Source organism: Spirosoma jeollabukense (assembly GCF_054777855.1).
The window spans coordinates 93,612-111,768 of the sequence record NZ_BAAHAD010000015.1; the positions used below are offsets into that span (position 1 = coordinate 93,612).

16 protein-coding genes are annotated in these 18,157 nt (G+C 50.0%); 6 read left to right on the forward strand and 10 right to left on the reverse strand.

Going from position 1 to position 18,157, the window contains the following annotated elements; genetic code table 11:
- Window positions 1-37 precede the first annotated feature (37 nt).
- From ACYVEA_RS31550 to mltG, 4 genes are all read right to left on the reverse strand, one after another.
- Window positions 38-1,069 (reverse strand): glycosyltransferase family 2 protein, encoded by a 1,032-nt coding sequence (locus ACYVEA_RS31550; RefSeq protein ID WP_461117354.1) that lies wholly within the window; start codon window positions 1,067-1,069, stop codon window positions 38-40.
- A 189-nt stretch (window positions 1,070-1,258) separates the two neighbouring features.
- Window positions 1,259-2,212 carry a YihY/virulence factor BrkB family protein gene (locus ACYVEA_RS31555; protein ID WP_461117355.1) on the reverse strand — a complete coding sequence of 318 codons (954 nt, stop codon included), beginning with the start codon at window positions 2,210-2,212 and terminating at the stop codon, window positions 1,259-1,261.
- 113 nt (window positions 2,213-2,325) lie between these two features.
- Complete coding sequence (locus tag ACYVEA_RS31560) at window positions 2,326-2,739, reverse strand: acyl-CoA thioesterase (protein WP_461117356.1); 414 nt, start codon at window positions 2,737-2,739, stop codon at window positions 2,326-2,328.
- Between the two features lie 98 nt (window positions 2,740-2,837).
- Complete coding sequence (gene mltG, locus ACYVEA_RS31565; protein WP_461117357.1) at window positions 2,838-3,875, reverse strand: endolytic transglycosylase MltG; 1,038 nt, start codon at window positions 3,873-3,875, stop codon at window positions 2,838-2,840.
- Between the two features lie 116 nt (window positions 3,876-3,991).
- Here mltG and ACYVEA_RS31570 point away from each other — a divergent pair, with 116 nt between their 5' ends.
- Entirely contained in the window at window positions 3,992-5,422 is a 1,431-nt protein-coding gene (locus tag ACYVEA_RS31570; protein ID WP_461117358.1) for an MFS transporter, read from the forward strand.
- Entirely contained in the window at window positions 5,422-5,838 is a 417-nt protein-coding gene (locus tag ACYVEA_RS31575; protein WP_461117359.1) for a hypothetical protein, read from the forward strand. The genes ACYVEA_RS31570 and ACYVEA_RS31575 overlap by 1 nt, the downstream gene beginning before the upstream one ends.
- A 66-nt stretch (window positions 5,839-5,904) precedes the next feature.
- Here the strand turns inward: ACYVEA_RS31575 and hslU are convergent, their stop codons facing one another.
- Complete coding sequence (hslU, locus tag ACYVEA_RS31580) at window positions 5,905-7,290, reverse strand: ATP-dependent protease ATPase subunit HslU (RefSeq protein WP_461117360.1); 1,386 nt, start codon at window positions 7,288-7,290, stop codon at window positions 5,905-5,907.
- A gap of 207 nt (window positions 7,291-7,497) precedes the next feature.
- On the opposite strand from hslU, the gene ACYVEA_RS31585 reads away from it, so the two are divergent.
- Window positions 7,498-9,381 (forward strand): beta-N-acetylhexosaminidase, encoded by a 1,884-nt coding sequence (locus ACYVEA_RS31585; protein WP_461117361.1) that lies wholly within the window; start codon window positions 7,498-7,500, stop codon window positions 9,379-9,381.
- A 291-nt stretch (window positions 9,382-9,672) separates the two neighbouring features.
- Here ACYVEA_RS31585 and porQ read toward each other — a convergent pair whose 3' ends face one another.
- The 4 genes from porQ to ACYVEA_RS31605 form a co-directional block, all read right to left on the reverse strand.
- Window positions 9,673-10,704, reverse strand: a complete 1,032-nt coding sequence (porQ, locus tag ACYVEA_RS31590; RefSeq protein WP_461117362.1) for a type IX secretion system protein PorQ — start codon at window positions 10,702-10,704, stop codon at window positions 9,673-9,675.
- Window positions 10,705-10,802: 98 nt separating this feature from the next.
- Window positions 10,803-11,513, reverse strand: a complete 711-nt coding sequence (locus tag ACYVEA_RS31595) for a DUF3575 domain-containing protein (protein ID WP_461117363.1) — start codon at window positions 11,511-11,513, stop codon at window positions 10,803-10,805.
- The gene (locus tag ACYVEA_RS31600) at window positions 11,510-12,253 is read right to left on the reverse strand and encodes an LVIVD repeat-containing protein (protein WP_461117364.1); all 744 of its coding nucleotides are present in this window, start codon (window positions 12,251-12,253) and stop codon (window positions 11,510-11,512) included. The genes ACYVEA_RS31595 and ACYVEA_RS31600 overlap by 4 nt, the downstream gene beginning before the upstream one ends.
- A 120-nt stretch (window positions 12,254-12,373) precedes the next feature.
- Window positions 12,374-12,907: a hypothetical protein gene (locus tag ACYVEA_RS31605; protein WP_461117365.1), complete on the reverse strand. Its 534-nt coding sequence runs from the start codon at window positions 12,905-12,907 to the stop codon at window positions 12,374-12,376.
- A gap of 105 nt (window positions 12,908-13,012) precedes the next feature.
- Between ACYVEA_RS31605 and ACYVEA_RS31610 the strand changes: the two genes are divergently transcribed.
- Entirely contained in the window at window positions 13,013-14,599 is a 1,587-nt protein-coding gene (locus tag ACYVEA_RS31610; RefSeq protein WP_461117366.1) for an acyl-CoA carboxylase subunit beta, read from the forward strand.
- A 165-nt stretch (window positions 14,600-14,764) separates the two neighbouring features.
- On the opposite strand, the gene ACYVEA_RS31615 is transcribed toward ACYVEA_RS31610, so the two are convergent.
- Window positions 14,765-15,982 carry an aspartate aminotransferase family protein gene (locus ACYVEA_RS31615; protein ID WP_461117367.1) on the reverse strand — a complete coding sequence of 406 codons (1,218 nt, stop codon included), beginning with the start codon at window positions 15,980-15,982 and terminating at the stop codon, window positions 14,765-14,767.
- 43 nt (window positions 15,983-16,025) lie between these two features.
- Between ACYVEA_RS31615 and ACYVEA_RS31620 the strand changes: the two genes are divergently transcribed.
- Both ACYVEA_RS31620 and ACYVEA_RS31625 read left to right on the forward strand, forming a co-directional pair.
- On the forward strand, window positions 16,026-17,177 hold the full coding sequence (locus ACYVEA_RS31620) for a hypothetical protein (protein ID WP_461117368.1): 1,152 nt from the start codon (window positions 16,026-16,028) through the stop codon (window positions 17,175-17,177).
- Between the two features lie 22 nt (window positions 17,178-17,199).
- A complete protein-coding gene (locus tag ACYVEA_RS31625; RefSeq protein WP_461117369.1) occupies window positions 17,200-18,108 on the forward strand; it encodes a hypothetical protein in 909 nt (302 codons plus the stop codon).
- The last annotated feature ends 49 nt before the right edge of the window (window positions 18,109-18,157 follow it).

Sequence of the window (18,157 nt, forward strand, 5' to 3'; positions counted from 1 at the left end):
CCATTGATACCTGTTCACTAGGATAACGGATAACTGCCTAAACCGGTTTCGATAAGTGGTCCGCTGCCTTCCACTTTATGTAGTGTCGATATAGCGTGTTGACAGGTACGTGCAAGTGGCTCATCCCTAAAACCAGCGAACTCATCAAATCTGGCTTTACAATCTGGTGGAGGAGCTTGCCATATTGGAGAGCCAGGTCAAACTGTTCAGCGTAGAATGCTTTTCGCATAAATTTTCTGATACGTCCCGCCAGGGCCTGGTACTCGTCGGGAGTGAGGCAGCGGTCGAAGGCTTTGTAACACACCGCCAGCGTTGACCGTAGCAGATTATTGTCGGGCAATACTACCTGCGTCGACAGTGAGTTAGGTAGTTGCCGTTTTAGCGTTAACACTTCATCCACGTAGGCGTAGCGGTAAAGTCGGGACGACCGTACCCAGAAATCAAAATCTTCGTACGTCAATGTTTCGTCGTAACCGCCCAGTTCATTCAGTACGTCCCGGCGCATCATCATCGTGGGCGTACAGATGAAATAGGATTCCAGGATGTTCTGGAAAACGTTACCCGATGGGACAGGCATACACGCGTGACCATGGTTATCAACGGCGTAGTGAAATCCGATTTTCTTTCCCTGCGGATCAATATACGCTGCGTTGGAAAAGACAACGGCGTAGGGGCCAGCCAACTGTTCGAAACATTCAGTTTGTTTGGCAATGCGGCCTGGGAGTAGCACATCGTCAGCCGAAAGATCAATGACATAGCGGCCTCCGGCCAGCGCTAACCCCTGATTAAAGGCATGGTTTAAGCCTTGATTGGTCGTGTTACGGATGAAACGAATGGCAGGATGCTGTTGAGTGAACTGCTCGATACGTTCGGCTGTATGGTCAATGCTACCGTTGTCGATAACGATTAACTCAACGTTTGGATACGCTTGCTCAACAACCGACTGGAGCGCCTGCTCGACGTAAGCTTCATGATTATAACTCGTACAGATAACGGTCACCCAGGGTTTTATCCGATTGAGGTAAGGACTCATCGGGAGTGGATTGGATTGGCCAGTAACGGAAATCATACAGAATAAATGGGGCGGATCAAGCTGACATCAATCGGCTGATCTAACGCTAATACGTTGTTAATGAGCCCAAAAGTAAGGGTAGATCTAATGGGACAGGTCAAGTTTTGAGTAAGCGGAAAAAGCCTGTAAGGTTTTCTGTAAAAGTAAGGCTGGCTAAAAGTACTGTTGCTGTGCTAAAGCTTACCTTCAATTCGTCGAACTGGCATCCATCGTTTTCTCGGCTACGCTCGGGTCTTTATCTCCTTCGAGATTGTAAAGCGCTACATTCATGTCAAAGCCAATAATGAGCAGCAATGAAATAAGGTTTATCCAGATCATCAATGCAATCAGGGTACCAATAGACCCGTAGAGTTTGTTATAAGAACCAAAGTTGGATACGTAGTAGGAAAAACCCAGCGTGGTCAGCACAATCAGCAGGGAGGCTGTGACCGCCCCCGGCATAATAAAGGCCCATTTCATGTTCACATCTGGCCCAAAGCGATAAATGACTGACACGGTGCCAACGAAGACAGCAAAGACAACTAGGTAACGCCCAATAGCCAGCAGATTAATGAAAATAACATTGTTGAGGATGCCAAATTTAAGGAGGTAATCACTCACAATACCCCCGATAATCAGGACAATAATGGCCAGAACAAGCGCAATGGCCAGGGTAATTGTCAGCAAGATAGCTACGCCACGAAGTTCAAAAAAGCCTCGTCTGTCGGATGTTTCGTAGGAGGAATTAAAGGCATTCATGAGCGCCACCAGGCCGCTCGTAGCTGAATACAGCGCCAGAAAGAAGCCTAACGATAATACGCCACCCCGCGGACGACTGATAATATCGCGAATCGTGGTGTTGACCGTACTGAACGTATCGCCCGGTAACACTTCCTTCAGAAACCCCATAACCTGGTCTTCGAGATCATGAATGGGGATGTAGGGGATGAGCGTAAAGAAAAAGATAACTGTGGGGAAGATGGCCAGAATCAGACTGTAGGATACGGAAGCCGCGCGTTCGGTGGTATCGTTCTCGGCAATTTTGGTGAACATGCTCTTCAGAAACGCATACCAGTTATTCTTTGAGTTGAAAGGATGATGGGAACGCATCCAGATGCGTGTGTTCCGCAACGCCTTAATACTCATTATTTTATCGAACATAGCGGCTTGTTTACTCGTCAGTCAATAGTCGGTAGTCATTCGTAAGGTATCGTCAACACAGTCGACTATTGACTGACCGCAACGGCGGACCGTGACTACTGACTGTTTTTAACCTATGATTCAAAAAAAGGTTTGGCAGCTTCCACTAAATCGGGGGGCGCTGCGCACGGGCGACCCGTATCGCTTCGGACAAACACCAGCGTGGTCTGACCCGTATTGAGCAACTGGCCATCCTGATTGAAAATCTCATAATTGAACATCAACCGGGTTTTGGGCAACTGCGGAATCGTGACACGAATCGTCAGCAGGTCGTCGTATTTCGCGGGCCGTATAAATCGGGAACTGAGGTCATAAACGGGCATCGAAATGCCGTCGTCTTCCATTTTTTTATACGCCAGCCCCAGGTGTCGAAGAGTCTCCACCCGACCAATTTCGTAGAATCGGGCGTAGTTGCCGTAATAGACAATACCCATCTGATCGGTATCGTAATACCGGACTCGAATATTTGTAACGTCGTGAGTAATCATAGGGAAAAGTAAGTTGTAAGTGAAGTAAGTTGTAAGTAGGTAAGTTTTGTCGCGCCAGCTACTTGCCACTTATTTTCTTACAACTTACTCACTCACTTTTATTTCATAATCTTCATCCGCGTTAATGCCTGCTGGTATAGGCGGGCATTGGCGAGGTGTTCAGACAAGGTTTTTGAGAACGTGTGATAGCCAGTAAAGTTGGCATTGACCACGAAATACAGGTAATCGTGCTGTTCTGCATTCAATACGTTGTCGATGGTGGCCGGGGCCGGAAGGTTAATGGGTCCCGGAGGCAGTCCAGCGTACCGATACGTATTGTAAGGCGAATCGACGGTCAACTGCCGGTTCAGCAAGCGACGGATGCCAAAATCGCGCAGGGCGAAAATCACCGTAGGGTCGGCTTCCAGTTTAATACCCCGCTTAAGCCGGTTCAGGTAAACACCGGCCACGCGCGGCTGCTCGTCGCGCTTGTTGGTTTCGGCCGCTACAATAGAAGCCAGTACCTGAACCTGAGTTTGGGTCAGATCCAGGGCTTTCGCTTTTGCCTGACGTTCGGGCGTCCAGAATTTCTTGTACTCCTTTCCCATACGTTCAAGGAGGGCTTCGGGCTTAATTGTCCAGAACAACTCATACGTATTGGGTAAAAACATGCAAACAATCGTGGTCGTGTCGAAGCCGAATTTCTGGCACGTAGCCGGATCGTTGAGAAGCTGGCCCAGCGCGTCGGAGCCAAATTCAAACTTACTGCCCAGCCGCTGAATCAAGTCGCTTTTTTGCCGCATGCTGTTGAACGTAACGGGCATCGCATCCTGATTACCGCTGCGGAGTTTAACCAGCGCTTCCCGGTTACCCATGCGGGGCTTAATCTCATAACGCCCTTCTTTGACACGCTCATTGTACTTCATTATCTTGGCCAAAAACCGAAACGACGTCTCATCATTGATAACCTTGTGGGTTTTCAGCGTATCCATGACCGACTCGAACGTAGAGCCTCTCGGAATAAGCAGCGCAAAGGTTTTGTCGTTATCCTGGACTAACAGATTGGGACTTTTGAACACCTGCCAGAAGTAAAACGTAAACGTAGTGAGCAGGATGGAAACGGTAAGGAACAGACCAATTTGAAGATTACGAGACATGGGAAAAGAATGTAGAATGTAGAATGAAAAGTGTAGAATAAAGAACTGGATAATGGCAACGCTTATTCTTCATTCTACACTTTTCATTCTTCACTGTTTAAGTGTGGTGCAAATTTATGGCAAAACACGACCAATCACTCTATTCTTTCCAGAGAAGGTTTTTGTATCGTCGCAATCTCCTGACAGGCCGTTCGGTCATTGTTACCCAATTTTGGGCGAAGGTTCGGCGCAGTAAGCTAACTTTGCGGCTACCAGTACCAAATCCCCACGGGGCGCTGTATACTTTGTCAATCGCTCGTCAGGTTTCTACCGGCCGGAGTTCGTCCGGCACATCACTCTACACAGTTGCGTTCTGGTTGCTGTGTATCAGTAACTTCCTGTTTTCGGCTAGTTTTTCAATGATGATACCCGAACTCCCCGCTTACTTAACCAGGTTGGGCGGTCAGGAATATATTGGGCTGATCATTGCGTTGTTTACGTTCACGGCGGGAGTATCGCGGCCCTTTAGCGGGAAAATTACGGATACGGTTGGGCGGGTGCCAGTGATGGCCTTTGGGTCGCTGGTCTGCTTTATCTGCGGTTTTTTATATCCGTACCTGCTGACCGTCGGCGGATTTCTGACGCTCCGGCTTATTCACGGCTTTTCGACCGGCACCAAGCCAACGGCCACATCGGCTTACGTGGCCGACGTAGTACCTGCCAATCGCCGGGGTGAAGCCATGGGGATGCTGGGGCTGTTTACGGCCATGGGTATGTCGTTGGGGCCGGCTATTGGCAGTTGGTTAGCCACCGATTTTTCCATGAACGTAATGTTCTGGACGTCGTCGGCGTTTGCGCTGCTGTCCATCGGCATTCTCCTCCAGATGCCCGAAACATTGGTCAATACGCAGCCGTTTCGCTTTAGTCTGTTACGGTTGAAAAAAGACGAGATTTTCGATAAAAATGCCCTGCCTCCGTTTATCGTACTCTTGTTGCAGTCCTTTTCATCGGGGGTAATCCTGACCGTGATTTCAGCAGTGAGCGCATCGCTGGGAGTAACCAACAAAGGATTGTTTTTTACGGTCTATACCGTTGCCTCGCTGGTGGTTCGATTGGTGTTTAGTAAAACCTCAGACCGCTACGGTCGCCTTCCGGTCTTATTTATTTCGACCGCCGTGCTGGCGTTGTCAATGGTGCTTTTGATCCTGACCGATTCGCCCGCCTGGTTCTGGACATCGGCTATAGTCTATGGCATGTCGTGGGGAATGAACTCGCCAACGGTAACGGCCTGGACTGCTGATTTGAGTGATGAGAAAACCCGTGGCCGGGCTATGGCAACGATGTACATTGCCCTCGAAGCGGGTATTGGTCTTGGTGCGCTGGGTGCGGGCTGGTTACTCAATAACGTAGAGGGTGAAGCGGGCATTGATGCTTCGTTCGCGGTGTCGGGCGTACTGGCGCTGGTGGCAGTTGGGTATATTGGCTGGTTATGGCAGAAAAGTCGGCCATCACTACGTCACAAAATGGATGAAGCCGATGAAGTTGCTTTACTGGATGACGAACCCTGATGGAAGCTATTGAACCGAAGATTCGCCCGTTGGTTGATGCGCTGAATGCAACCGGACTGGTTCGCACGTTTTCGAGTTGCGAAGGGCATTTCTCGCCTGAAGAGCAAACACTCGTCGACCGAAACCATGCCGAAGTTCGCTTCGTACCAGCCGATGCTGTTCCGGTAGAAGCGATAGAAAAACTGTTGACGTTTATACTAACTCGCTTCAAATCCCGGCACGGCTTGCTTCCGGTGAACGTAGCGGCACATAAACTCTACACGCCAGTTGACGACGAAGCTGTCGAAGAGACGTTCGTCCTGCAACTGCGCCCATTCAACCGCTTCGATCCTCCCGACCGAAAACGCGCTGATGTTGACCATGCCATTGACCAAGTGGAAAAGTTGGTTTACGGTATTCGGTTTGCGGAGGGCTGACCGGGCCGCCAGTGCGGCAGGAGATTACTTACACGTTAGCCCTCCGTAAACCGAATACCGTAAACATCAAAGTATAAACTGACTTAAGTCCCGGTTCTTGACCAGGCCATTGAGTTTTTCGCCGACCAGTTCTTTTGTTACCACAACTTTGGCATTGGCACCAATGACGTCGGGAATGTCGAACATAAAGTCGTTCATCAGGTGGCTCAATACAGTCTGTAACCGACGCGCACCGATATTCTCCACTTCGCCATTCACCTCGAAGGCAATTCGGGCCAGTTCGCGCAGGGCGTCGTCCTGAAACGTCAGTTCGACTTGCTCGGCCGCTAACATCGCTACGTATTGTTTGGTGAGCGCATTCTTCGGCTCTTTCAGAATATGATAGAAATCGTCTTCCGACAGGCTTTGCAGTTCGACCCGGATTGGAAAACGTCCCTGTAATTCAGGAATTAAGTCACTGGGTTTGGCTACGTGGAAAGCACCGGCCGCAATGAACAGAATGTGGTCGGTATGCACGACACCGTATTTGGTATTTACGGCGCTGCCTTCAACAATCGGGAGCAAGTCGCGTTGCACCCCTTCCCGGCTAACATCGGGGCCGCCCCCGCCATTGCCCGATCGGGCCGACGCTACTTTGTCAATTTCATCGATGAAAATGATACCCGCGTCTTCGGCTTTGCGAATGGCTTCTTCCTTCACTTCGTCCATGTCGATAAGCTTGGCGGCTTCTTCCTCCAGCAAAATCGTCCGGGCTTCGGCGATGGTCACCTTGCGTTTTTTGCCGCGTTTCGGCATCATGCCGCCAATCATCTCCTGGATGTTCATCATCGACAGATCATCGACCGAACCACCCATCACACCGATGTTGGGCGTTTGACTTTGCTGCACATCAATTTCGATCTTGCGGTCGTCCATTTCGCCGGAGCGAATCTTGTCGCGGAACCGTTCGCGGGTACGTTCGTTCAACTCGGCATCAGGGTCTTTTTTCTCGTTTTCAAAACCCATCTGACCGTTGGCTGGCTTAACGGGCGGAATCAGAATATCCAGGATAACATCTTCGACAAGTTGCTGCGCCCGCGCCTGTACGGCTTCTTTCTTGGCAGCTCGAACCATATTGACAGATTGCTCAACCAGGTCGCGAACCATGCTTTCGACATCCCGGCCCACGTAGCCGACTTCGGTAAATTTCGAGGCTTCGACTTTAATAAAGGGTGCATCGGCGACTTTAGCCAGTCGGCGGGCAATTTCGGTTTTGCCGACGCCAGTCGCGCCAATCATCAGAATATTATTGGGCGTAATTTCGCGCTGCATATCAGCCGCACTGTTCATACGACGCCAGCGGTTTCGGAGCGCAATCGCTACGTTGCGTTTTGCATCGTGCTGTCCGATAATGTATTGGTCAAGTTCGGCGACAATTTGCCGGGGCGTAAGGTCTTTAAGTACTTCAGTCATTGAATACGGAAAGCGCATTGTGCGCTCTTTGTTTAAAGAAACACATGAAATGAGAAATTGTGCCAATGCTACAGAAAAATTGAATATTCAGCGTTATTTAGCGAGCTCCCAATCGGGGAAAGACATGGGGAAAATCACATTTTAAACCATTCTCATTAAAACCTCTGTCAGATTCGCTTTCTCATTTAGTCATTAAACATTTACCGCATGAATCTTAGTCGAATAGTTCTTTTTGCTTTCTGTATTGCCACTGCCCGCGCTCAGTCGCCTGTACAACTAATTCCCCAGCCTGTCAGTGTACAACCGCAGGCCGGCGTTTTTACGCTTACGAAATTGACCACCATTAACTACGATCAGGCGGATGGGAAGGCGGTTGCCGACATGCTCAGTCAGCAATTGAACGTACCAACTGGCTTCGGATTTGTAGCCAAACCCGGCAAGTCGGGCAAAATTCAACTTAACCTGAACACCACACCCAACACGCAGCTTGGTTCGGAAGGGTACACGCTCGATGCTTCACCAAAGGGCGTGACGATTACGGCCAACCGTCCGGCTGGGTTGTTTTATGGCATTCAGACGCTGACTCAACTGCTCCCGAAAGAGATCGGTAGCAAAGCCACCACGACGGCGACATGGGCTGTACCCGCTGTGAAAATTATGGATTACCCACGATTTGGCTGGCGGGGTATTATGCTCGATGTGAGCCGCCACTTTTTTCCGAAAGACGATGTAAAACAATACATTGACCAACTGGCGAAACTGAAATTCAATACGTTCCACTGGCATCTGACCGACGACAATGGGTGGCGTATTGAGATCAAATCACTTCCCAAACTTACCGAAGTGGGGGCCTGGCGTGTAGCAAGAACTGGTCATTACGGCGATCTGGCCGAACCGAAACCGGGCGAACCAACGCCCTATGGCGGCTTTTATACCCAGAATGATATTCGGGAAATTGTTGCCTATGCACAGGCGCGTAACGTAACGATTGTGCCCGAAATCGACGTGCCGGGCCATAGCATGGCAGCTCTGGCGGCTTACCCAGAACTGAGCTGCACAAAGGCAATCGTTAGCGTTAATCCGGGAACGGCTTTTTCTGAATGGTATGGCAATGGTACGTTCAAAATGAAAGTGGAGAACACCCTGAACCCGTCGGATGAGAAAGTCTACGAGTTTCTGGACAAGGTCTTTACTGAAGTGGCCGCATTGTTTCCCAATCCATACATTCACGTAGGGGGCGATGAGTGTTACAAGGGCTATTGGGCACAGGACCCCGGTTGTCAGGCTTTGATGAAGCAACTGAATATTCGACACGTTGAAGATTTGCAGGGGTATTTTATGGGTCGGGTGGAGAAAATTCTGACCGCTAAAGGCAAGAAACTACTCGGTTGGGACGAAATTCTGGAAGGAGGGATTTCGCCGACGGCGACGGTCATGAGCTGGCGCGGAATTAAGGGTGGAATCGAGGCTGCCAGGGAAGGACACAACGTCGTGATGACGCCCAGCACGTTCGCTTATCTGGACTATGTGCAGGGCGATCCAACGATTGATCCACCAATTTATGCCAACCTGCGTACGCAGAAAAGCTACAGCTACGAGCCCGTTCCTGAGGGCGTAGAGGCAAAATACATTTTGGGCGGGCAGGGCAATTTATGGACGGAGCAGGTTCCCAATCTTCGGTATGCCGAATACATGACCTATCCGCGCGCCTGGGCCTTGTCCGAAGTTTTCTGGTCGCCCAGGGAAGTCAAAAACTGGCCCAATTTTGTGCAGCGAATGGAAACCCATTTTGAGCGGGCCGATGTTGCTCAAATCAATTATTCGAAGGCTATTTATGACGCCATCGTCAGAACGAGTATGAAGGATGGCAAGCTGCATATGGAGCTGGCCAGCGAAGCACCGGGACTGGATATCTACTACTCGATTGACGACACCATGCCTGATCAATTCTCGACAAAATATAGTCAGCCCGTTGATTTGCCCGAAGGTCCCATTACACTACGTGTCGTTACGTATCGCGCCGGAAAACCCATCGGTCATTTAATTACCCTCTCGCGAGATGCGCTGCAAAAACGAGTTGGGCGTTTTTGAGCCGAAATGATCAATAAGTCTGGTTAAACTTGAAAGGCTTGAAAGGGTGAAATCGCAAAAAGCGCAGAGAGTCCATAAATGGATTCTCTGCGCTTTTTGCGATTAAATCGGAGAAACTTGCTGCTTTCTCATCAACGGAATTTGCAGGTTGGTTGGCCTATTTGCTTCTGTGCCAAAACTACGTCCATCTACGTTTCTAGCCTCTCAGAACAGCATATCATTTAGTAACTAAATCAGGTCATACCAGAGAAGATCTGTCCTTCCGCCAGGCTTTAACGTAGTGAAAAGCCCCTATTTCATCAGGCGCTGAAGATCGATACGTAGTGATAATTGACTCGTGCCCGCGGTTGGCACTGAGGAAAATCGGGCGTAGGTCAACTGAAAACCCCGCGCCTGCACGGAGGCTCCAAAGGAAATTCCAGCACCACCGCCACCCGTCGTTAGTTTACCTTCCGCTCGTTTCTGGTGATTGTAACCAACCAGCAGATGCACATTGCGATGAACCAGTAATTCGGCACCAACGCTCAAATGGCGCGCTATTTTTTCGCTTACGCTTACTGTCTGTGGGATTGGGTTGCCGCTCAGATCATAGCGAATGTTGAGGTTTGGATCGTTGTAACTGATGTCGAAACGCTGGAGATGATGCGCCGTTAGGGTTAGTCGGATAGGGGCATGACGTGGTTTGACGGTTACGCCCGCTTGCAGATCAAATGGAAGATCAGCATCAATGGGGCCATAGTTTTTGAGTAAATAGCCTACGTTTTTCGCGACCAGTCCAAATGTCAGATCTTTTTGGGGATGCCGCCAAATGCCGCCTAAGTCGGCCAGAATGCCAAAGGCCGAGTAGGTTTCAATAGACGAACCAACGGCTTTGATCGTAGCGCCCAGCGTAAAATTACCTTCTGTGCGGGCGTGCGTAAGGCTCAGTGCGTAGTCATTAGCCGTGAACGTACCGAGCGAGTTTCCCACCGGATCGGTCAACTCAAACTGTCCATAACTCAAATACTGCAAGCCAACGGCCCACTTACCGGTTGATTGTATCGGTAAACCATATTGAAGGGTATAATATTTAGCCGCTGCCAGATACGGCATCAGGCTGATTGATAATTGATTGTCAGGGATTGAATCGGCCAGCGCGGGATTGTTGAGATGGTACGAACCGTCGGGGCTGATGGCCGTAGCGACCTGCCCGCCAAGGGCTGCCACACGGGCGTGAGTCGGCAGGTCGAGAAACGAAAAAACACGCTGTCCGCCCAGGGATTGAGCAACCGCAAGTTGCGGCCACATCAGGATCAGAAAGGATAAAACGTAGCGGGCTTTCAAACGGTAGTTATGCGCAGTTTGTTACAAATTAACGCCAATTTTCGAACCAACGAAAGTATTCACTACGTGGGCTGCCGGAAAATTAAGCCGGTAAACGATCAGAACGAATACCCAATCTTTATGCCGTACGATACGCTTATAAACACATTTGCCGATGAGGTGAACGGGTCAATCGACAGAAAACCACCGGATGAGCGAAAGTCGAGGGAGCCTGCCGGACGACTAAACCGATCAACGGTATTGCCCCGAAGCCCCAGTCCTCCATAGAAATCGCCTACCAGCCGCCTGTTGGTCGATATCGCAAACTGACGCCCGAATTTTACATGACCACCCCAAACATATTTTGATATCGGCAATGAATAAAGTTGATAATACTGACATTGTCCGGTTTCGCAGCCAATGCCGATTGTGCCGTTTTCATAAGCGTTTGCCTGTCTGTATAATCCTTCCAGCGCTAGATAGGGACCGATGAGGCCACCACGCCAGTAATATCGCCATTCGACCCGCCCGCGCCAGTTCTCCAGCTGGCTGTATTGACCATATTGGTTTATATTCCAGAGGTTTATCCCCTGCCAGCCGTAGCCTATTTCAACCTGTAGCGAATGCCGCTGGCTCAGAAGCCGTTCTAGTCCAAGCTGAATCGCGTTGTTGGGGTCAAACAGGCTGAGTGGTGTAAATTTGACAACCCAGCGCTTATCATGGCCGATTCCCACAGTGCTTAGGGGCATTGGTCGTGATGATTGGGCCTGTAGTGAGAAGGTGATTCCCAAAAACAGCGCTAGCAGACGTAGCAGATGAGGAGCAATCATGGCTGAACGGGAAGTTTGCTCAGCAAGGTCAACTGCTTCATGTCCTCATAGCTATACTGATAGATACCGTCGGGTCCGGTTACGATCAGTCGTTTTTGTGTCGGAATAACGTCGTATGCTTTCGTACTGTCGAAATGCTGAATCTCCCGAACATTAGTAGGATCGCTAATGTCCATAACCCGAAGGCCAAAGTCACCTTCACCAATAAATAATAACGTACTGTCGGCACCCAGCCCGTGCGGGTTTTTCATGGGATAACTTCTCACTAGTTTCGGACTTGTCAAATTGCTGATATCCACGACGTCCAGCGAGTTGGCCAGTACGTTGCGGCAACTTGTTCCGCTGCGAAGTGTTACGTAGGCATAATTCCCCTGCGCCACTACTGGATCGCAACTCTGGATATGAGAATAGGTTGATACTTGTTTAGGCGCATTGGGTTGATTGATGTCATAAATGTGCATGCCCGTTTGTGTGCCAATAAACAGGTTCGAACGGTACGGGAAGATCGTTTCGACACCGAATCCAAGCGTCGTTTTGCTCCCCATTTTTGGCGCATTGCCCGTCGAAATGTCATAGGCTTGTAGTGCCGTATTACTCACGGTATAAAGTGTATTGCCACTAATGGTAAAGCGAGCCGTGGAGCCGCCTATTCCCGAACCGGGTGATGGCGATTCACTGCTTGAGCCTTTGTCGCATGAAAATAGTAGGAATAATAGTAGGCAGTAAAGGGCTGATTTCATGGTGTTTAACGGGTTGAAGATTTTAGGCAACCGACGTTTTGCCATTCCGACGAAGCAGGAATCTTGAACGCTCCAGATGAGACGCTTTAAGATTCCTCCTTTGTCGAAATGACACAATAATTACCGATAACACTGCGGATTTTCGACGGTTGCCTTTTCCCAGCGAATCACTACGCCCTGTGCAGGGTCCGGGCATTCGAACCGAACATTCGTAGCCAGCGGATAGGCGGATCGTTCGAAGGCATTTTCAATACGTTTGACGAGCCGGACATTGCGTGGGTCGGCAATATTGAGGGCGACCAGATCAAGTATGTTATCGGCGTAAAGCGTACTATCTTTAATCGCTAGTTCGTGGTTGCCGGGAATGGAAATGAACGCCAGTTTCACCGGGCTCGCCGGATTATGATTATCGACGATATGAATGCCGCTGCCTATTTCATTGATGAACAGATATGTATCTTTAACGTAAATTTTTCCTGCGTTTTTTAGCGGTTGTGGCGCCAGTGTTTGCACATTGCGGACATCGGCAGACGTAGCATAAATTGGTCGGTAAATATCGCCCGTGGTGGGAGGAGATGGCGCCGAAGGGCGAAAACAACCGTCGAGCAGGACACAAACAGCCAGCAGGGTGAACGAAAGCAGATGTCGATTCATGGGCGAAATGTATTTAACAGGATGAGGATACAAAAGCTGAACGAGCCGTTGTAATCCAGAAGAAAAATTAACTTTGTCACTACTTGATTTGCCGATACAAACCTCATGCAAGCCCAAACCCAACCCGATACCAATTTTGCTGTTACGTCCAAGCCTTCTAAAGTCGACGTTCTTGCCTGTAAAAATACCGAAGCCGAACTGGGCGGTGGTCAGAAACGTATTGACGCCCAGCACGCTAAAGGCAAACTGACCGCCCGGGAACGTATCGCCCTGCTGATGGATGAAGGCTCGTTTGAGGAAATCGGCAAGTTTGTTATGCACCGCACCCGCGACTTTGGCATGGACAAAGAGCATTACTTAGGGGATGGCGTCGTGACGGGTTACGGCACTGTAGAAGGTCGGTTGGTGTATGTTTTTGCGCAGGATTTTACGGTTTTCGGGGGCGCTCTTTCAGAAACTCATGCCGAAAAAATCTGTAAGGTGATGGACCTGGCCCTGCAAAATGGCGCACCAATTATCGGACTTAATGATTCGGGTGGTGCCCGGATTCAGGAGGGCGTATTATCGCTGGCGGGCTATGCCGATATTTTCTATCGCAACACACGCGCGTCGGGCGTTATTCCCCAACTGTCGGCTGTGATGGGGCCTTGTGCGGGTGGAGCCGTTTATAGCCCAGCCATTACCGACTTTATTTTCATGGTCGAAAATACGAGCTATATGTTCGTGACCGGTCCGAACGTAGTGAAAACCGTCACACACGAAAACGTGACGGCCGAAGAGCTGGGTGGAGCCAGCACCCACAGTACCAAATCAGGCGTGACACACTTCGCCTGTGAGAATGAACTGGCCTGTATTCAGAGCCTTAAACAATTGCTGAGTTACATTCCTCAGAATTGCGAGGATGAGCCACCCATGTTTGCTTATGAGAGTGCTGACGAACTGCGACCTGCCTTGAATAAAATTATTCCGGAGAATCCCAATCAGCCGTACGATATGCGTGAGGTGATTGAAGAACTGGTAGATGTCGGCTCATTTATGGAAGTTCACAAGAATTTTGCCGAAAACATTGTAGTCGGTTTTGCCCGGATTGGCGGACGCAGTATTGGCGTCGTCGGGAATCAACCGGCTGTGCTGGCGGGTGTTTTGGACATTAACGCCAGTACTAAAGCGGCCCGTTTCGTGCGTTTTTGTGATTGTTTTAACGTACCGCTTCTGGTGCTCGAAGATGTACCCGGTTTCCTGCCCGGCACCGATCAGGAGTGGAATGGCATCATCACCAACGGAGCCAAGTTGCTGTTTGCGTTCTGCGAAGCGACCGTGCCGCGTGTAACGGTCATTACGCGTAAAGCGTACGGTGGTGCCTACGACGTAATGAATTCCAAGCACATTGGTGCCGATATGAATTACGCCTGGCCATCGGCAGAAATTGCCGTGATGGGCGCGAGTGGAGCCGCTGAAATTATCTTCAAACGTGAAATCGCCGAAGCCGACGATCCGCAGGCCAAGTTGCAGGAGAAAGTGCTGGATTATACCGAGAAGTTCGCGAATCCATACCGGGCCGCACACCGGGGCTATATCGACGAAGTGATCACCCCCGATCAGACGCGGCAGAAACTCATCCGGGCGTTCAAGATGCTCGAAAATAAAGTAGCGACGCTGCCAAAGAAAAAACACGGGAATATTCCGTTGTAGCTCAATCGTTGCGTACTACCAACAAAAACAAGCTTGATTCTATGACAAATCCACCCCCCAACAATTCAGGTAGCATCCTTAAAACGGCACTTATTGGCATTCTGATTCTCGCAGTTATCGCACTGCTGGTTGGTACGTTGACCGTGCTTTTCCCCTAAAAGCTGGTCATGCGTCAATCGCGTCCAGAATTACGGCGCAGGCTTCCCGAATTTCGGCTTCCGTGATAATCAGCGGTGGGGCAATGCGCATGGAGTTGTCACAAAACAGAAACCAATCGGTAATGACGCCGAGACCTGATTCGCCATTTTTGATAGCCCGGTCGATAATGGGTTTCAGTACCTCGAATGAGTCAAATTCAACCGCGAGCATAAGCCCTTTACCACGTATTTCTTTGATTTTCGGGTGATTCAGTAACTGCCTGATTAGCTGTCCTTTCGCTTCAGCGCTCTCAAATAGCTTTTGCTCCTGAATAACCTGTAATGTAGCGAGCGAAGACGCGCACGAAACCGGGTGGCCGCCAAACGTAGTGATATGCCCCAGAATCGGGTTGTTCTTGAACACGCTCATGATCTCCGCTGAACTGATAAATGCGCCGATGGGCATGCCACCTCCCATGCCTTTCGCACACAGTAAAATATCTGGAATCACCCCGAAGCCTTCGAAGGCCCAGAACGTGCCTGTTCGACCAAAACCCGTCTGGATTTCATCGAAAATCAGCAAAGCGCCTACATCTGTGCAACGCTGGCGGAGCGCCTGTAGATACCTAGCATCGGGCACACGAACCCCGGCTTCGCCCGCAATGACTTCTATGACAACGGCGGCTGTTCGGTCGCTAATCTGCTCAATATCATCAATATGTCCGTGCCGAATGTGCCGGATGTCGGGTAGGAGAGGACGGTAGTTTCGCTTAAAATGCTCATCGCCCGAGAGCGATAGAGCACCTTGCGTAGACCCGTGATAGGCGTTAAAGCAACTAATGATTTCAGTACGTCCGGTATATCGCTTGGCCAGTTTCATCGCGCCTTCGACGGCTTCGGTGCCCGAATTAGTGAAGTAAACGTTGTCTAGATTGTCCGGTAGCGTTTGGGCCAGCGCGTGGGCTAACTGGGTTTGGGGCGTTTGTATGTACTCCCCGTAAACCATTAAATGCAGATATTTATCCAACTGGTTCTGAATGGCTTCCAGTACGCGTGGATGCCGGTGTCCGACGTTGCTCACGCCAATACCCGAAATCAGGTCGATGTATCGCTTACTTTCTCCCGACCCGGTCGCTGATTCGAAAATATATACACCTTCCGCTCGCTCAATTTCCAACCCCAATGGGAAATCGGAGGTCTGCGCTATATGCTGATAAAATAACTGTCGGTGTGTAACCGTTCGCATGATGCTGTAAATACAAATACGTCTACTCCTAACACCTTTCCGTATGAAAACAGTTCTTTTTCTGCTCCTGCTTTGCCCTGTTGCTGGCTGGGCGCAAGGGTACACAATTACCCCGGAAGACACCGATCGTAACCATTCCTTTTTGCTCATGCGCGACGGTTCGGTGGTACGCGGGCAAATCATTCGACAGGATAGCAGCGTCATTTCGGTCAGAAAACGAAACGGTGACCTGACGTTTGTCGAGGCCGATCAGGTAGTACGTGTGTCGTCGAACCAACCTGATGGTCCGGTGAGCGTGACGGCTCCCTATACCGTTTTCGTGCTGAAAGATGGTACGCAACTGGCCGGAAAATTCATTCGTCGCGACAGCACGATGATCACCGTTCGCAAGAACAACGGCCAACTCACTTACTTTGAGCCAGAATTACTCGTTCGGGTAGATTCCGTGGCAGCCCAGCAGGAGCCAGTCGACTTAGCCGCTGCAACAGGACGGGCGTTTGCGAATCGTTTTTCGCCCTGGCTACTGACGGGACAAACGGCCTATAACCCTGAAAAAGGCCGTCTCTATTACCGAAATATAGTCCTGTTTCGGAATGAATTTCAGTACGGTATTACGCGCAACTGGAGTATCGGCGCGACGGTCAATCCATTCTTCAGTGAATTTGCGCCTAAGAACCAGGCTCGGGAGACGGTGCTTGGGGCTACTGTAAATTTTAACAGCAAGCTGACATTCCCGATTGGTGATCAGTTTCGGTTTGGCGTTAACGCAACCTACCAGCCTCGTCAAAAAGGCTATTATTTTACCCTAAGTGAGCAGGTTATGCTGCAGGGGCTAATGTCGTTCGGGAGTAGCGAGCGAAATGCTACGCTTGGCTACGGGATGCGGGTTTATCCTGGCATTTCGATGGCGAATAAAGTATCGTATATTTCGGCGGGCGTTATGCATAAAGTTTCGCGTAACCTGACGGTGTTGAGCGACAATACCTTTTACCTGAATCCCAATCTTGTCGGTACCAGTGCTGAGCTATCAGTCGCGCTACGTTTCGATCGTCGTCGCCATGCTTTCGATTTGGGTGCACTAGCCCTGGTTCAACCCAGATATCTATATGGGCCTGGTATTTACCCTGTTACGAACCAAACGTATGCCTATTTTTCGCCCTATCTTGCGTATAATCTGATTATTGGGCATAACTAGCGGCCTGATTTTTTTATCCTCCATGAAACACCTTTCGCTTGTTTTGTTGTGGCTGCTGCCTTTGCTGGCAGTGGCCCAGGACGATTATTATCAACCAAGAAAGCAGCCCGCGCCCGCTAAACGTACCTACACCATTGTACTGAAAGATGGCACGCAACTTCGGGGTGAATTGGTGCGTCAGGATAGTTCTGAAGCGGTGATTCGAACTCCTAATCTGGGTGAGATTCGGCTGAAATCCGATCAGATTGTCAGGATGGAACAGGTGGGTACCCAGGCCGAGGGCGAGTACTTTCCCAATATATTTCCGCAAACGATGCGGATCACGCCAACTGCTTTTTCGGCCGAGAAGGGGCGGCTATACTACCGGAATTATTTTGTGTATCTGAGTCAGTTTGAGTATGGTATCACTGAAAACTGGAGCGTTGGTACTACGTTCTTTTCGTTTTATCCGGCTGGTTTATTTAGCCTGAATTCGAAAGTGTCATTTCCCGTCAGTGGCCGTGTGCGGCTGGGCGTGAATGCCCAATATGCGGCCATACAATCCGACGGATTCTTTGTTAATGGTGGCCGAGGATCGTTGCAGGGTGTGGGCTACGTGCAGGGGCTCGTTACCACCGGTGATCGACGTAACAACACAACCTTTGGGTTAGGCTGGAGTATTTCCAATGGGGATGTGTCCCGCAACATTGTTGGTACGTTCGGACTGGTTCGAAAGGTGAGTGCGAAATTGAGTTTTATCAGCGAAAATATGATCCTGTTTGGGGCAGGCTCCGTCAACTTTGCCGCCTTGTTATCTGGGGGGCTTCGGCTCGATCGCAGGCGGCACGCGTTCGATCTGGCCGTTTATATCCCCGTAGCCACCGGACCTAATACCTCGTTCATCGTTACCCTTGCGCCCTTCGCCAGCTATCACCTCCGCATCAGGAAATAAGCCGTTCTGGTGGATATTCTAATTCAATACGACGATTTCCCTTAATTTC

What these genes read in the sequence shown, in the direction of transcription:
- ACYVEA_RS31550 (WP_461117354.1), bottom strand. Translation starts at nt 1,069, where the DNA reads ATGATTTCCGTTACTGGCCAATCCAATCCACTCCCGATGAGTCCTTAC.
- ACYVEA_RS31555 (WP_461117355.1), bottom strand. Translation starts at nt 2,212, where the DNA reads ATGTTCGATAAAATAATGAGTATTAAGGCGTTGCGGAACACACGCATC.
- ACYVEA_RS31560 (WP_461117356.1), bottom strand. Translation starts at nt 2,739, where the DNA reads ATGATTACTCACGACGTTACAAATATTCGAGTCCGGTATTACGATACC.
- mltG (WP_461117357.1), bottom strand. Translation starts at nt 3,875, where the DNA reads ATGTCTCGTAATCTTCAAATTGGTCTGTTCCTTACCGTTTCCATCCTG.
- ACYVEA_RS31570 (WP_461117358.1), top strand. Translation starts at nt 3,992, where the DNA reads ATGGCAAAACACGACCAATCACTCTATTCTTTCCAGAGAAGGTTTTTG.
- ACYVEA_RS31575 (WP_461117359.1), top strand. Translation starts at nt 5,422, where the DNA reads ATGGAAGCTATTGAACCGAAGATTCGCCCGTTGGTTGATGCGCTGAAT.
- hslU (WP_461117360.1), bottom strand. Translation starts at nt 7,290, where the DNA reads ATGACTGAAGTACTTAAAGACCTTACGCCCCGGCAAATTGTCGCCGAA.
- ACYVEA_RS31585 (WP_461117361.1), top strand. Translation starts at nt 7,498, where the DNA reads ATGAATCTTAGTCGAATAGTTCTTTTTGCTTTCTGTATTGCCACTGCC.
- ACYVEA_RS31595 (WP_461117363.1), bottom strand. Translation starts at nt 11,513, where the DNA reads ATGATTGCTCCTCATCTGCTACGTCTGCTAGCGCTGTTTTTGGGAATC.
- ACYVEA_RS31600 (WP_461117364.1), bottom strand. Translation starts at nt 12,253, where the DNA reads ATGAAATCAGCCCTTTACTGCCTACTATTATTCCTACTATTTTCATGC.
- ACYVEA_RS31605 (WP_461117365.1), bottom strand. Translation starts at nt 12,907, where the DNA reads ATGAATCGACATCTGCTTTCGTTCACCCTGCTGGCTGTTTGTGTCCTG.
- ACYVEA_RS31610 (WP_461117366.1), top strand. Translation starts at nt 13,013, where the DNA reads ATGCAAGCCCAAACCCAACCCGATACCAATTTTGCTGTTACGTCCAAG.
- ACYVEA_RS31615 (WP_461117367.1), bottom strand. Translation starts at nt 15,982, where the DNA reads ATGCGAACGGTTACACACCGACAGTTATTTTATCAGCATATAGCGCAG.
- ACYVEA_RS31620 (WP_461117368.1), top strand. Translation starts at nt 16,026, where the DNA reads ATGAAAACAGTTCTTTTTCTGCTCCTGCTTTGCCCTGTTGCTGGCTGG.
- ACYVEA_RS31625 (WP_461117369.1), top strand. Translation starts at nt 17,200, where the DNA reads ATGAAACACCTTTCGCTTGTTTTGTTGTGGCTGCTGCCTTTGCTGGCA.